Source organism: Gordonia sp. NPDC058843 (genome assembly GCF_042743165.1).
Classification (GTDB): Bacteria; Actinomycetota; Actinomycetes; order Mycobacteriales; family Mycobacteriaceae; genus Gordonia.
The window spans coordinates 1-13,680 of the sequence record NZ_JBHYNC010000042.1 but is presented as its reverse complement, the minus strand read 5'-3'; the positions used below and the strand labels follow the sequence as shown (position 1 = coordinate 13,680).

General features: G+C 67.9%; 10 protein-coding genes. 2 read left to right on the top strand and 8 right to left on the bottom strand.

Annotation, left to right across the window (positions count from 1 at the left end):
• From ACFW3F_RS20870 to ACFW3F_RS20840, 7 genes are all read right to left on the bottom strand, one after another.
• The coding region (locus ACFW3F_RS20870) for a DUF222 domain-containing protein (protein ID WP_388060799.1) at positions 1-1,535 on the bottom strand (1,535 nt) is incomplete at its 3' end.
• A 191-nt stretch (positions 1,536-1,726) separates the two neighbouring features.
• Entirely contained in the window at positions 1,727-2,929 is a 1,203-nt protein-coding gene (locus ACFW3F_RS20865) for an acetate kinase (RefSeq protein WP_388060797.1), read from the bottom strand.
• Positions 2,926-5,124 carry a phosphate acetyltransferase gene (gene pta / locus ACFW3F_RS20860; RefSeq protein WP_388060795.1) on the bottom strand — a complete coding sequence of 733 codons (2,199 nt, stop codon included), beginning with the start codon at positions 5,122-5,124 and terminating at the stop codon, positions 2,926-2,928. The genes ACFW3F_RS20865 and pta overlap by 4 nt, the downstream gene beginning before the upstream one ends.
• A 40-nt stretch (positions 5,125-5,164) precedes the next feature.
• On the bottom strand, positions 5,165-6,865 hold the full coding sequence (locus ACFW3F_RS20855; RefSeq protein ID WP_388060793.1) for an FAD-binding oxidoreductase: 1,701 nt from the start codon (positions 6,863-6,865) through the stop codon (positions 5,165-5,167).
• Positions 6,862-7,479, bottom strand: coding sequence for a TetR/AcrR family transcriptional regulator (locus ACFW3F_RS20850; RefSeq protein WP_388060791.1), 618 nt, complete (start codon positions 7,477-7,479; stop codon positions 6,862-6,864). Before ACFW3F_RS20850 ends, ACFW3F_RS20855 begins: the two co-directional genes overlap by 4 nt.
• A 17-nt stretch (positions 7,480-7,496) precedes the next feature.
• Positions 7,497-8,111, bottom strand: a complete 615-nt coding sequence (locus ACFW3F_RS20845) for a hypothetical protein (protein ID WP_388060789.1) — start codon at positions 8,109-8,111, stop codon at positions 7,497-7,499.
• Positions 8,069-9,157, bottom strand: coding sequence for a DMT family transporter (locus ACFW3F_RS20840; RefSeq protein WP_388060787.1), 1,089 nt, complete (start codon positions 9,155-9,157; stop codon positions 8,069-8,071). Before ACFW3F_RS20840 ends, ACFW3F_RS20845 begins: the two co-directional genes overlap by 43 nt.
• A 96-nt stretch (positions 9,158-9,253) precedes the next feature.
• Between ACFW3F_RS20840 and ACFW3F_RS20835 the strand changes: the two genes are divergently transcribed.
• Positions 9,254-10,153: a LysR family transcriptional regulator gene (locus tag ACFW3F_RS20835; protein WP_388060785.1), complete on the top strand. Its 900-nt coding sequence runs from the start codon at positions 9,254-9,256 to the stop codon at positions 10,151-10,153.
• 126 nt (positions 10,154-10,279) lie between these two features.
• Here the strand turns inward: ACFW3F_RS20835 and fgd are convergent, their stop codons facing one another.
• Positions 10,280-11,290 carry a glucose-6-phosphate dehydrogenase (coenzyme-F420) gene (gene fgd, locus ACFW3F_RS20830; protein ID WP_388060783.1) on the bottom strand — a complete coding sequence of 337 codons (1,011 nt, stop codon included), beginning with the start codon at positions 11,288-11,290 and terminating at the stop codon, positions 10,280-10,282.
• 233 nt (positions 11,291-11,523) lie between these two features.
• Here fgd and ACFW3F_RS20825 point away from each other — a divergent pair, with 233 nt between their 5' ends.
• The gene (locus ACFW3F_RS20825) at positions 11,524-13,440 is read left to right on the top strand and encodes an ABC transporter ATP-binding protein (protein ID WP_388060781.1); all 1,917 of its coding nucleotides are present in this window, start codon (positions 11,524-11,526) and stop codon (positions 13,438-13,440) included.
• Positions 13,441-13,680: the final 240 nt, after the last annotated feature.

Sequence of the window (13,680 nt, the reverse complement as noted above, 5' to 3'; positions counted from 1 at the left end):
GCCCTGCTCCCTGAGGAGCGCCCGGAGCTTGCGGAGGGCGCGTCACGAAGGGTCCGCCGACCGATCCCGCGAAACCCTTGAGTTGGTGGTCCGTGGATCTCGTCGCGCACGGTGTTCAGATGTGTCGTGAACCGACTCGGCATGTCGGGCCGGCGGTTGACCCGGTCGGGGTTGGGTTGCGCGCCGGGTTCGGCGTTCAAACGCCAGACGCAGCGGCCTTCGTCGGGGCCGGAGCGTTCGATGTGCGTGGTGTACTGGCCAGGTTTGTCACCGACCATGCGGTTGTGGCGTGGGCAAGCGGGGGCGAGGTCGTCGATGTCGGTGAGACCGCCCTTGGCCCAGTCTTGTTCGGCGTGATGGATTTCGACGTGGGTCGCGGGTTGATCGCAACCGGGGGCCGAGCACACCTCGCCGTCGGGGCGGGCGAACGAGGCGAGGCGTTGTTCGCGGGTGGCAAGGCGCTTGCTCTTACCGAAGTGCAGCGGTACCGCGGTGGCGTCTTTGAAGATCGCGAGCCAGGGCTGAACATCGGCGGCGAGATCGATGAGATCCGTGATGGGTAGGAGCGTTCCGGTGGCGGTGGTGGCGATGCCGGCTTCGCGGATCAGGTCCTTGAGATCGGCCTTGATGATCAACTGGACGGGTAGGCCGCGGTGGGACTTCCCGAGCAGCCCGTCCTCGAGCACTGCTTTCAGCAGCGCGTTGAGTGCGTCGTGGTTGATCTGGGCCGGAGTGCGATCGTCACGTTCCGCCGCGGCAACGAGGGTGTCCGGGTCGGCGTCTTCGAATGACCCGGTGGGCGAATGCGGATCGTTGGGATTGTTCATGCCGGGTTTGGCCCACACCGCCAGGAGCATGGTGACCCGGGCGGCCAACTCGGGCGTCAGGGTGGCGGTCATCTTCGCGGTGCCGTCGGCGCGTTGCCGATTGACCCATAGATTTCGACGCCGCTTCCGCTCGTTCTCGTCGGCAAGGGTGCCATCGGGATCGAGATGGGCGAGCAGCCGTGCGCCGAGCTGCGTGATCTCCGCGGGGGTGTGGATTTCGGCGATCTCGGCCATCTGCCGTTCGGCGGCGACCTTCACATCGTGCTCGACGGCGCTGGGGATCTGGTCGAGGACGTCGAGCGCGGCGTGGACGTGCGCGGTTCCGACGGAGCCGTCAGCGAAAGACTCTGACAGTGAGGGCTGTTCGGGTTGGAGCCGTTCGCCGTTGAGGCACGTTAGCGCTGCGGTGGCGTTGAGCTGCTTGCGCCGTCGCATCGGATTGGACACGCGGAGGCGGTGGTTCATGAACTGGATGAGGGTGCGATACCCGGTCTTGCGCGGCAGATCACGAGCCTCGACTTCGGCGACTTGTCGGTCACCGGCGAAAGTGGTTCGCGCGATTGCGCGTTCAGTGGCGGAGGCGACGTCGATCAGTTCGTCGTCGGTACACGGGGACAGATCGACGGCCTGCAGTTCGTCGAGGATCGCGTGCAGCTCGGTCACCAGCTCGACGGCACGTGGTTGCAGCGAGGCGGATCCGTCGGACATGGTCACCCCCCGGAGACGATTTCACGAATACATGTTCGAGTGTAGCGGTTATGCCTCTGGTGTGCAACGCTTTTCGTCGTCTGGTGACAGAGCGAATCTTGTCGGAGGTGCGTGGTAAGGGCGTCGCTACTCGAACCGTTCTGCGCTCTGGTCGTTAGATTCGATCAGCTAGACGTCCGGCCTGCTGTGAGTCAACCCCCGACCACCGCCGCCGACTGCCGCGCGATAGCCAGCTCCTCGTTGGTCGGCACCACGAGCACGTCAACCGCGCTGTCATCAGCCGAGATGCGTCGAGCATTCTTGCTGCGCACAGCGTTCCGCTCCTTGTCGACCACGATCCCGAACCGCTCCAGCCCCGCCAGCGCCCGGGCGCGGACAATTGCCGAGTTCTCTCCGACCCCGGCGGTGAAGGTGATGGCATCGACGCGGCCGAGAGCGAAGGCGTAGGCACCGACATAGCGGCGGAGGCGGTGAATGTAGACGTCGAAGGCGCGTCCGGCGGCGTCGTCACCGGATTCCATCAACTCGGCGATGGTGCGGAAGTCGTTCTCGCCACACAGACCTCGAAGTCCCGAGCGCTTGTTGAGCAGCGTGTCGATCTCGGCCACGGACAGGTCGGCCACCCGGTTGAGGTGCAGTACCAACCCGGGATCGATGTCGCCGCTGCGGGTTCCCATCACCAACCCCTCGAGCGGGGTCATACCCATGGAGGTGTCGATCGGTTGACCGCCCGCGATGGCCGAAGCCGACGCACCGTTGCCGAGATGCAGCACGATCTGGTTCAGCGACGCCGGGTTGCGGTCCAAGAACTCGGCCACCCGGCCGGACACGTACTCGTGACTGGTGCCGTGAAACCCGTAGCGCCGGATCGCATGCTCCTCGGCCACCGCACGGTCGATCGCGTACGTCGCCGACGCATCGGGGAGCCCGTGGAAGAACGCAGTGTCGAACACCGCGACCGACGGGACGTCGGGCAGTAACTCCTGCGCAGCCAGGATGCCGACCAGGTTCGCCGGATTGTGCAGCGGCGCCAGTGGGGAGATCCGCTCGATCTCCGAGATCACCTCGGGGGTCACCACAGTCGGTTCGTAGAACGACCTGCCGCCGTGCACCACCCGGTGCCCGACCGCGCTCAGTCCCGCGTCAGCCAGATCCGTTCCGTTATCGGCGAAGAACCGCTCCGCACGCTGGACCGCGGCGAGATGATCGTCGAGTTCCAGCGTCTCGGTGACCGTCTCCCCGTTCTGTTCATGCGTCATCGACGAGCCGGAGTCGCCGATCCGTTCCGCGATACCCTCTGCGAGCACCGTGCCGTCGGCCGGTTGCACCAGTTGATATTTCAACGACGACGAGCCGGCGTTGAACACCAGCACCGCGCCGGCCGCGGCGCTCATCGACGGGCCTCGGAGTCGGCGGCGCCGGCGTTCTCGGCGATCGGGTCCACACCCTCCTGCTGGGCCTGGATCGCGGTGATGGCCACGGTGTTCACGATGTCGGAGACGAGAGCTCCTCGACTCAGATCGTTGATCGGCTTGTTCAGACCCTGCAACACCGGGCCGATCGCGACCGCACCCGCGCTCCGCTGAACCGCCTTGTACGTGTTGTTACCGGTGTTCAGGTCGGGGAAGATCAGCACGGTCGCGCGCCCGGCGACCGGCGAATCGGGCATCTTGGTCTTCGCCACCGACGGTTCCACCGCGGCGTCGTACTGGATCGGCCCCTCGACGAGGAGCTCGGGCTCCCGCTTACGTACGAGTTCGGTTGCCGTCTTCACCTTCTCGACATCGGCACCCGATCCGGAGGTCCCCGTGGAGTAGGACAGCATCGCGACCCGGGGATCGATGCCGAAGGCCGCCGAGGTCTGCGCCGACGAGATGGCGATGTCGGCGAGTTGCTCATCGGACGGATCGGGGACGATGGCGCAGTCCCCGTACGCGAGCACCTTGTCGGCCAGACACATGAAGAACACGCTCGAGACGGTCGACACCCCCGGCTTCGTCTTGATGATCTCGAAGGCCGGCCGGATCGTGTGTGCCGTGGTGTGCGACGCACCCGACACCATCCCGTCAGCGCGCCCGGTGTGCACCATCATCGTGCCGAAGTAGGACACGTCCCGCATCTTCTCCTGTGCCCGTTCGAGATCCATGCCCTTGTGCTTGCGCAGATCGGTGTAGATCCGGGCGAACTCGTCGAGATACTCCGACTCGGCGGGGTCGATGACCGTCACCTCGGCGAGGTCGAGTCCCAGCTCGATGGAACGTTCCCGCACCGCGTCGGGATTGCCCAGCAGGGTGAGGTCGGCGACACCACGCCGGGCAAGCCGACTGGCCGCACGCAGGATTCGGTCGTCATCTCCCTCCGGCAACACGATGTGCTTCCGGTCGGCTCTCGCGCGGGAGATCAAGCGGTACTCGAACATCTGCGGTGTCACCACGGTCGGCGTCGACACGTTGAGATTGAGCATGACCTTCTCGGGGTCGACGTGGGTCTCCATCAGTGACAGCGCCGCTTCGATCTTGCGCGCCGAGCCCGCCCCGAGCCGGCCACGCGTATGGGCAGCCGTGCGTGCGGTGTCGTACGTGCCCTGAGGACAGCTGATGATCGGCAGGGTCGGTTTCAGACCGCTCACCAACGCCTCGATCATCGGGTGCGGTTTCAGCCCGCCGTTGAGGATGATCCCGGCCAGGCGCGGGAAACCCTGTGCGGTGTTCGCGTTCACGAGCGCGAGAAGCACATCCGACCGGTCGGCGGGTGTGATGACCACCGTGCTGTCGGTGAGCCGTTCCAGGATGTGCTCGACCGTCATCCCGCCGACCATCACCCGCAGCGCCTCACGATCCAGCAGTTCCTCGTCGCCGCTGTACATGGTCGCGCCGAGCGCCTCCTTCAGCTCGCCCATGGTCGGCGCGAACAAGACCGGCTCCTCCGGCAGGCACAGCGCCGGAAAGCTGGTGCTGCGCAACTGCTCCCGGATGTCGTCGAGCCGATCGGGGTCACACCGGTTCGCGACCAGCGCGACCGGGGTCGCATGCGCGGCGGTCACCTCGGCGATCATGCCCTCGGCCAGACCGTGCAGTTCTTCGGGCGAACGGTCGATGGCCCTGATGGCCAACACCATCGGGGCCGCGAGATTCGCGGCGATCCGGGCGTTGTAGCTCAACTCCGACGGCGTGCCCACGTCGGTGTAGTCCGAACCCACGATGACGACGCGGTCGCAGCGGGACTCGACGGCGTGGAACCGGGCGACGATCTCGGCGACCGCACCCTCGGGATCGTCGTGGACCTGCTGATAGGTGACGCCGAGACAGTCCTCGTAGGGGATGTCGGCCGAGTCGTAATCGATCAGCAGATCGAGGATCGGATCGCGCTCGTCGGTGGCCGTCCGCGAGATCGGCCGGAACACCCCGACCCGACCGCCGGTGGCCGACAGCAGTGCCAGCAATCCCAGCGCGACGATGGACTTGCCGGTCTCACCCTCGGCAGAGGCGACATAGATGTTGGTCGTGGGGTCGGCGACGACCTGGTCCGCACTCGCGGATCCGTCGGCGTTCGCGGTCTGGACTGCATCCGTGGCCATGCGCCCCAGCATAGTGGCGGGCGGACGGCGCACCGGGTCGTCGGATGGAGCGTCAGATCAGAATCCCGGGATTGCACACCCCGGCCGGGTCGAGCGACGCCTTCACCGCCCGCAATGCGTCGAGCGCCAGCGGCCCGATCTCATCGTGGTAGGCGTCGCGGTGATCCCGCCCGACCGCGTGATGGTGGGTGATACTGGCGCCGGACGCCCGGATCGCAGCATTGGCCGCGGTTTTCGCCGCCGCCCACTGCACAAGCGGATCGTCGCCGAACGGTGCGACGATCGTGAAATACAGCGAGGCCCCCGACTCGTAGACATGGCTGATGTGGCACATCACCAGCGGCGGCGTACCCGACGCGGTGAGCGAGTCCGTGAGGGCGGCCGTCACCGCGACGCGGACGTCGTGCAGGCGTGACCAGAAAGCGACGGTCTCGAGCGTCTCGACCAGCACCCCGGCATCGAGCAGCGGATCGCGCAGATATGGTGCCGCGAAACGGCCTGTACGCCAGGCCTCCCCGGGACCATCACCCAACGCACTGCCCCCGGCACCGGTCAAGACCGCCGATGCCGCGTCGCGTCGGCGCGCCACCTCGTCGGCCGCACCCTCATAACCGGCGACGACCAGACACCCTGCGCCGGCATCATCCGGCCCGCTCGCTTCGCTCCCGGCGCCGGCATCATTCGGCCCGCTCGCTCCGCTCCCGGCGCCGGCATCATTCGGCCCGCTCGCTCCGCTCCCGGCGCCGGCTGGATCGGCGAGATTCAGCGCGGTCTCCACCTCGTCGGACAGTCGGAGGACCGTCGGCAGCGGACCGTCCTGGGCGAGCCGGCGAAGCGCGGTCGCGCCGTCGGCGAACGAGCCGAATCGCCAGGCGTCGAAGACGCGGGTCGTCGGGGCCGGCCGGATGCGCACCCGGACGCTCGTGATGACACCGAACACGCCCTCCGAACCGAGGACCAGCTGACGCAGGTCGGGTCCGGCGGCCGAGCGCGGAGCGGTACCGAGCTCGATCGTTCCGCGCGGGGTCGCGAGCACGAGGCCCTCGACCATCTCGTCGAAACGCCCGTAGCCGGCCGACGACTGCCCGGCGGAGCGGGTGGCCGCGTAGCCACCGATCCCGGCGCCTTCGTAGGACTGCGGGAAATGCCCGATGGTCCAACCCTTCTCGCGCAGCAACGCTTCGGCTGCCGGGCCCCGAAGGCCCGCTTCGAGGGTCGCCATCCGGGAGATCTCGTCGACCTCCACCATGCGGTCGAGTCGTCGCAGATCGAGGCTGATCACACCGTCGAAGCCGGCGCGGTCCGGTGTCAGACCACCCACCACGGAGGTGCCGCCGGTGAAGGGCACCACCGCGATCCGCCGCCCCGAACACAACCGCAGGATCGCGACCACCTCATCGTGGTCGCCGGGAAACACCACGAGGTCGGGTGCGTCGTCGGCGTCGCCCGCACGCAACCGCAGGATGTCCGGCGTGGAGTACCCGCGCGTGTGCTGGACCCGCGACGCATCGGCGTCAGAGACGTTGTCGATGCCGACGATCGCCGAGAGCTCATCTCGGACATCAGCGTTCACGATCGGTCGCGGGAGCGTGATGGATGTCGGGTCGACGCCCGTGTCGGCTTCGGCGCCACCAGCGAGCGCTGCCGCCGCCCCGGGCAGTTCGGCGGAGTGCGCCGGGTCTCCCCATCGCGGACGGCGCATCTGGACGACGGGGATCGCGGTTTCGTCGGACAAGCGCTCGTCGCCGGTCATCGAGCCACGCCCGCTCCGGTGCCGCCGGCCGACGCGCCGCCTGCGGAGCCGTCTCCCCCGGTGTCTTCTCGTACGACTGCCCGGACGACCAGTTCGGCGATCTGCTCGTCGCTCAGATAGCTGTTGGGGATGAGCATGAGGGAATAGATGGTGCGCACGAGGAACTCCGCGGCCCCACGCGGGTTCGGGAACAGCTGGTCCCCGATCTCGGGTTCGAGATCGGGCAGCGTCTCCGACACGATCTGATGGATGAGCGTGGGCCCGGCCGAATCAGTGGTGGCCACGAGAGCGCGCACGACCTCTTCGGGCTCCTTGCGCAGCACGTACTGCAACGCGTCGTGGTTGCGGATGTAGGGCAGCACGTTCACCACCTGGGCGTGGATCTTGCCCGCCGCGTCGGGCGCACTAGCCGACCACTCCATCAACTTCACTCGCAGTAGTGCGACCTCGCGTTCCACGATCGCCGTGACCAGCGCTTCGCGGCCGCCGAACATCCGGTACGCGGTGGCCCGCGCGACCCCGGCGTGCCGTGCCACCGACGTCAAACTCAGCGTCTTGGCCCCGAACCGGGACACCAGCCCGACTCCGACATCCACCATGCGGTCACGATCCATGCGAAAACCGTAGCGAATCAGGATGAGGCGGGAACCGTCGTGGTGGTCGTCGTGATCGTCGGCGTCGTGGTCGCGGTCCGCTCGGGAGCGGGATCCTCGGTGCTCGGCCGGGTGGTCGTGACGTCGGCGGGGTCGTCCGAGTCGAGCGACGAGGAGGGGGCCGACGGGGCCGGAGCAGGTGACGAGCGACGAATCGGTGGCGTCGTCCGCTCGGATGGCGCCGCCTCGGCGCGTGCGGTGATCGTGGTCTGCCGCGCCACGCGGTCGGTGCCCGCGCCGCCCCCGCGGCAATCGACGAAGAACGTGCGCGAGGCGTTCGGGAACACCGCGGCTCCCAATGTCCCGCGGGCGCCCGGCGCCATGGTGGTCGTGTCCGTGGGGTGCAGCGCTCCGCTGGGCGTCAGGGTGCACACCACCGCCGGGTTACGCGTCGCATTGTTGTACAGGCTGATCTGCAGGCGGGTCCCGTCCACGCGGAACGAACAACCCGGGATCGGGCCGGCACCGGAGAGCGGGCCGCACCCCTGGCTCGGTGACGCCGCGGGCGATTCCGAGTCCACGGCCAGAAGCGTTGCGGTCGTTCCGAGAATCAGCGATCCACCGATCGCGAGACCGGTGGCGAGCTTGCGCATGGCGGTGTCCCCTCGGTTGCGGTCGTGCCGGAAACCCGTCGTGGGTCGAGAGGCGTCATCGGCGACGACGATGGGTCCAGGTTACGCGGACGGCGGCCGACTCGCGGGCTCATCGGAAGCAATCGGCGCGCGATGGCGACACCGGCGAGGCAGAGCAGACCACCGACGATGCCGACACCGGTGGGCAGTTCGCCGAGCAGCGCCCACGAGAGCACGATGACGATCGCGGGGACCACGAGGGTCGTGGCCGCCATCGCACTCGCATCGGTGCGCGCGAGGGCGTAGGCCCACGTGGAGAACGCGATCGCGGTCGGTCCGACGCCGAGGTAGATCACCGCCCAGATCGCCTCCGACTGCGCTCCGGCCAACTCGGCGACGGCGACCGGCGCGAACGGCGCGGTGGCCACGAGACCCGCGACCGCACCCAGCCACGTCGCGGTCAGCGCGTCGACGGTGCGCAGTGCGGACTTCTGGATCAGCACGCCTGTTGCGTAGAGAACCGCCGCACCGACCCCGAGAACGATGCCGAGCCAGTCGGCGTGGGCGTCCGCGGTCGCGGACCCGCCGAGGGCGATCAGCACGACGCCGCCGAAGGCGATCGACATGCCGATGACGAGATGACGTGGAAAACCCTCGCCCAGAAACAAACCCGCGGCGACGGCGACGAGGATGGGCGCCAGGTTCACGAGCAACGCCGCGGTCCCGGCGTCGAGATGACGCTCGGCCCAGTTCAGCAGGATGGTGTAGCCCGCGAACCAGGCGACGCCGTACGCCATCACCATGCCGAGCGCGCGACCTCGCGGGAGGAGCGGCCGGGCCTGGACGCCGGCCGACCGTGAGCGCAGACGCACCACCGCCACGATGACCGTCAACGGGATCACCGCGGCGAGCAACCGCAGAAACGCCATCGAGCCCGGGGAGAACGTGTCGCCGAGCGCCCGGATGCCGACGAACGCCGACGCCCACAGCACGACGGTGACGATCGCGGCGAGCGCGGGCAGCGATGCGGAGGCGGACACAGAAGCTGCCGGCAGACGCGAGGACATGCCCTCCAGATTCACCCATCTGGCAATTCAGCACAAGTGAATATATGTACCTGACAATTCAGTGACACTGCATTGTGGCCGTTGTATTGTCGCCGCATGGTCGACATCCACCGGCTTCGAGTCCTGCGCTCGGTCATCGGCGAGCAGTCCATCGGCGGCGCGGCAGCCGCGCTCGGCTACACCCCGTCGGCGGTCAGTCAGCACATCGCCACGCTCCAGCGCGAGACCGGACTGTCGCTGGTCGAGCGCGACGGGCGCGGCATCGTGCCCACCGCGGCCGGCATCACCCTGGCTCGTGAGTCGGACCCGGTCTTCGAGCAGATCGCCCGCGTCGACGGTCTGATCTCAGAACTGCGCGACGGCCGACTCGGCCAGCTCCGGATCAACTACTTCGCCTCCGCGGGCGCCACCTGGATCCCACCGATCGTCGCCGCGATCTCCCGCGAGTTCCCCGGACTGCGACTGGATCTGCGCCTCATCGAACTCGTGGGTCCGTCGTCGGCATCGCCCGACATCGAGATCTACGTCGAGGACGGTCAGCGGCCCTCCACCGACGTCGCCGGTTTCGTTGGTCGCCGGCTGACGACGGACCCCTATCACGCTGTCGTACCGGAGGATTCACCGTGGGCCGCGCTCGAGTCGGTGACGCTGCGTGAACTGTCCCGGGTCCCGTGGGTCGACAACGACGTGGCGCGCGGCCCCTGCCGGCAGGGATTGCTGGACGCGTGCACCTCGGTCGGCTTCGTACCCGACTTCAGCGTGGAGACACAGGACTATCCGACCGCGATCCGGTTCGTCGCGGCCGGCGTCGGACTCACCGTCGTCCCTCGGCTCGCGCTGATCGACCTGCCACCGGGCGTCGTGGCGGTCCCCATCGTGGACCCCACGCCAGTGCGCGAGGTCCGGGTACGGGTGCGTCAGGCCGGAGTGGAACTACCACCGGTCAGGCGCGTACTCGAAATGCTCGATTCCGCTGTCGGCCAACCGGTTCCATAGCCCGAAGCCGCGCATTGCGCAGCTTCGGGCCATGGGGGGGCTTCGACAGGCTCAGCCGGCGGAGGGAAACTCAGCCGGCGGAGGGGAACTCAGCCGGCGGGGGAACTCAGCGGACGGGAGAAAGGGTCAGGCGAGTTTGCGCAGGCGCGGGGCGAGGTCGCGCTCGAAGTTCTCGAGGAACCGGCGCTGGTCGTGCCCGGGAGCATGGAAGACCAGGTGGTTGAGCCCGGCGTCGGTGTAGAACTTGACCTTCTCGACGGCCTCGTCCGGGTCGGACGACACGATCCACCGCTTGGCGACCTGCTCGATGGGGAGCTCGTCGGCCAGGCGCTCCATCTCCGTCGAACTGTTGACGCTGTGCTTCTGCTCCGGCGTGAGGGACAGCGGCGCCCAGAATCGCGTGTTCTCCAGCGCGAGTTCGGGATCGGGATCATAGGAGATCTTGATCTCGATCATCTTGTCGATGGTGTCGAGGTCTCGCTCGGCCTTCTGCGCCCCCTCGGCGACCGCCGGCAGCAGCTTCTCGGTGTAGAGCTCAGAACCCTTGCCCGACGTGCAGATGAAACCGTCACCGGCACGGCCGGCATAACGGGCGACGACGGGGCCGCCGGCGGCGACATACACCGGGATCGGCTGCTCCGGAATGTCATACATGTAGGCGCCCTGCGTGTGGTAGTACTCACCGTCGAAGTTGATCTCCTCGCCGGTCCACAGTTCGCGCATGAGCTTGATCGACTCGCGCAGGCGCGCGAACCGCTCCTTGAACTCCGGCCACTCCCCCTGGAAGCCGGTCGCGTACTCGTTGAGTGCTTCGCCGGTTCCGACGCCGAGCATGATGCGGCCGGGATACAGGCAGCCCATCGTGGCGAAGGCCTGTGCGATGACCGCGGGGTTGTACCGGAAGGTGGGGGTCATCACCGAGGTGCCGATCTGCACCCGCTTGGTGCGCTCACCGACCGCGGCCATCCAGGCGAGGGAGAACGGCGCGTGCCCGCCGTTGTGCCGCCAGGGCTGGAAGTGATCGCTCACCGCAACCGAATCCATGCCGTGCTCTTCGGCCGCGACCGCGATCTCCACCAGCTCGCGCGGATCGAACTGCTCCGCCGATGCCTTGAAACCGAGCTTGAGTTCTGCCATGTCCGTCGCTCCTTTGCCGCCGGCCTCACCACCGGCCCGGGCCGGCCCGTCTGTCGGCCGAATCGTGTTGTGACCTCGCATACCAACGTAGAGCATGCCCGGAAATGCCGACGTCGCCAGCCCGTCGCCGCCACTCGGCCGGGACCGACGACGCTGCGTGTTCGCTGCCGGCGATTCCTCCGGAAGCGAACACACTGGACTTGAAGCCAACTTGAAGTTCTACCGTGGACGGCATGAGCATGCAGTCCGTGGCCTGGGACATGATGTACAAGTCCTCCACCCAGCCCAGCAGCAAGCGGTTGCGGGGCGACCGCCGGGTGACACTCCGCCGCATCGGCGACTTCGCCCGGCCCCATCGGCGTCGTATCGCCTTGTTCCTCGTGCTGTCGGTCTTCACCGCGGTGCTGACGGTGGTGACCCCGCTGCTGGCGGGCCGGGTCGTCAACCTCATCACCGAGGGCGGCTCGGCGTCGATGATCGCGGGACTCGCGGTCGCCATCGCGGTGATCGCCGTCGCCGAGGCGGGCGCGGGCATCGGGGTCCGGTGGCTGTCGTCGAACATCGGCGAAGGTCTCATCCTCGACCTGCGCCGAGCCGTGTTCGACCACGTGCAGCAGATGCCGGTCGCCTTCTTCACCCGCACGCGCACCGGGGCCCTGGTGAGCAGGCTCAACAACGACGTCATCGGTGCCCAGCGCGCGTTCAGCGACACCCTGTCCGGCGTCGTGAGCAACATCGTCACACTCACCCTGACGCTCGCGGTGATGCTGGCGATCAGTTGGCAGATCACCTTGCTGGCACTGGTCCTGCTGCCGGTCTTCGTGATTCCCGCGCGACGGATGGGCCGCCGCATGGCCGCGCTGTCCCGCGAGGCAGCCGAACACAACGCCCGCATGTCGACACAGATGACCGAGCGGTTCTCCGCTCCCGGCGCCACGCTGGTGAAACTGTTCGGGCGTCCCGACCTCGAGTCACGCGAGTTCGCCGACCGCGCCGACCGCGTCCGCGACATCGGCGTACGCCGCTCGATGCTGCAGGCGTATTTCATGACGACGCTGATGCTGGTGTCGGCGCTCGCCCTGGCCCTGGTCTACGGGCTCGGCGGATGGCTTGCGGTGCAGGACCGCCTGTCCGCGGGCGCGGTGGTCTCGCTGGCACTGTTGCTGACCCGGATGTACGCACCACTCACCGCCCTGGCGAATGCACGCGTCGAGATCATGAGCGCCCTGGTCAGTTTCGAGCGCGTCTTCGAGGTTCTCGATCTGCAGCCCCTCATCACCGACGCACCGGACGCGATCGCGGTGCCCGGCACCGAGAGTGGGCGACCCGTGCCGGTGTCAGTGCACTTCGACGACGTGTCCTTCGCCTACCCGGCGGCCGACAAGGTGTCCCTGGCGTCGCTGGAAGAGGTTGCCCAACTGGATAATCGAGCCGGTACGACGGTTCTGCACCACGTCGACCTGGACGTTCCGGCCGGCAGCATGGTGGCCCTCGTGGGCAGCTCGGGTGCCGGTAAGTCGACCATCGCGAGTCTCGCGACCCGCCTCTACGACGTCGACGAGGGCTCGATTCGGCTGGCCGGGGTGGACATCCGGGGACTGCAGACCGCGTCGGTGCACCGGACGGTCGGCCTCGTCACCCAGGACGGCCACCTCTTCCACGACACCATTCGCGCGAACCTCGTTCTCGCCGAGCCGAACACGTCCGATGACGACATCTGGGACGCGCTCCGTAGGGCTCGACTCGACGACCTGGTCGGCTCGCTGCCCGACGGACTGGACACCGTCGTCGGCGAACGCGGCTACCGGCTGTCAGGGGGCGAGCGGCAACGGATGACGATCGCCCGACTGCTCCTGGCCCAGCCATCGGTCGTGATTCTCGACGAGGCGACCGCACATCTCGACTCGACGTCGGAGGCGGCGGTCCAGGAGGCGCTCGGCGAGGCACTCGAGGGACGGACCTCGATCGTCATCGCCCACCGGCTGTCGACGATCCGGGCCGCCGACGAGATCGTCGTGCTCGAGGGTGGACGCGTCGTCGAACGCGGTGATCATCCGACGCTCCTCGCCCGCAACGGGCGTTACGCGGAGCTCTACCGCACCCAATTCGCCGAGGACGATCCCGAGGACTCGGATTCGCTGACGGCGTGACCCTTCGTGACGCGCCCTCCGCAAGCTCCGGGCGCTCCTCAGTACCTGCGGCCTGGCGGCCGTCGTGGACCACGAAAGAACACTCGTGAGTGTTCCGAAATCCATGCTCCCCGAGGTGCGAGCGAAGCGAGCGACGAAGGGTGTAGCAACGTGTCTCACCGAGCCCTTCGAGGCTCGTCGACCTCGACGCGCTCCTTCGTCGCTTGCTCGGCCCGGCGGCTTGCGCTCCTCGCACCTCAG

Coding starts and splice junctions, on each gene's coding strand:
- fgd (WP_388060783.1), bottom strand. CDS start 11,290: ATGGCAGAACTCAAGCTCGGTTTCAAGGCATCGGCGGAGCAGTTCGAT.
- ACFW3F_RS20850 (WP_388060791.1), bottom strand. CDS start 7,479: ATGGATCGTGACCGCATGGTGGATGTCGGAGTCGGGCTGGTGTCCCGG.
- ACFW3F_RS20840 (WP_388060787.1), bottom strand. CDS start 9,157: ATGTCCTCGCGTCTGCCGGCAGCTTCTGTGTCCGCCTCCGCATCGCTG.
- pta (WP_388060795.1), bottom strand. CDS start 5,124: ATGCTGGGGCGCATGGCCACGGATGCAGTCCAGACCGCGAACGCCGAC.
- ACFW3F_RS20865 (WP_388060797.1), bottom strand. CDS start 2,929: ATGAGCGCCGCGGCCGGCGCGGTGCTGGTGTTCAACGCCGGCTCGTCG.
- ACFW3F_RS20855 (WP_388060793.1), bottom strand. CDS start 6,865: ATGACCGGCGACGAGCGCTTGTCCGACGAAACCGCGATCCCCGTCGTC.
- ACFW3F_RS20825 (WP_388060781.1), top strand. CDS start 11,524: ATGAGCATGCAGTCCGTGGCCTGGGACATGATGTACAAGTCCTCCACC.
- ACFW3F_RS20845 (WP_388060789.1), bottom strand. CDS start 8,111: ATGCGCAAGCTCGCCACCGGTCTCGCGATCGGTGGATCGCTGATTCTC.
- ACFW3F_RS20835 (WP_388060785.1), top strand. CDS start 9,254: ATGGTCGACATCCACCGGCTTCGAGTCCTGCGCTCGGTCATCGGCGAG.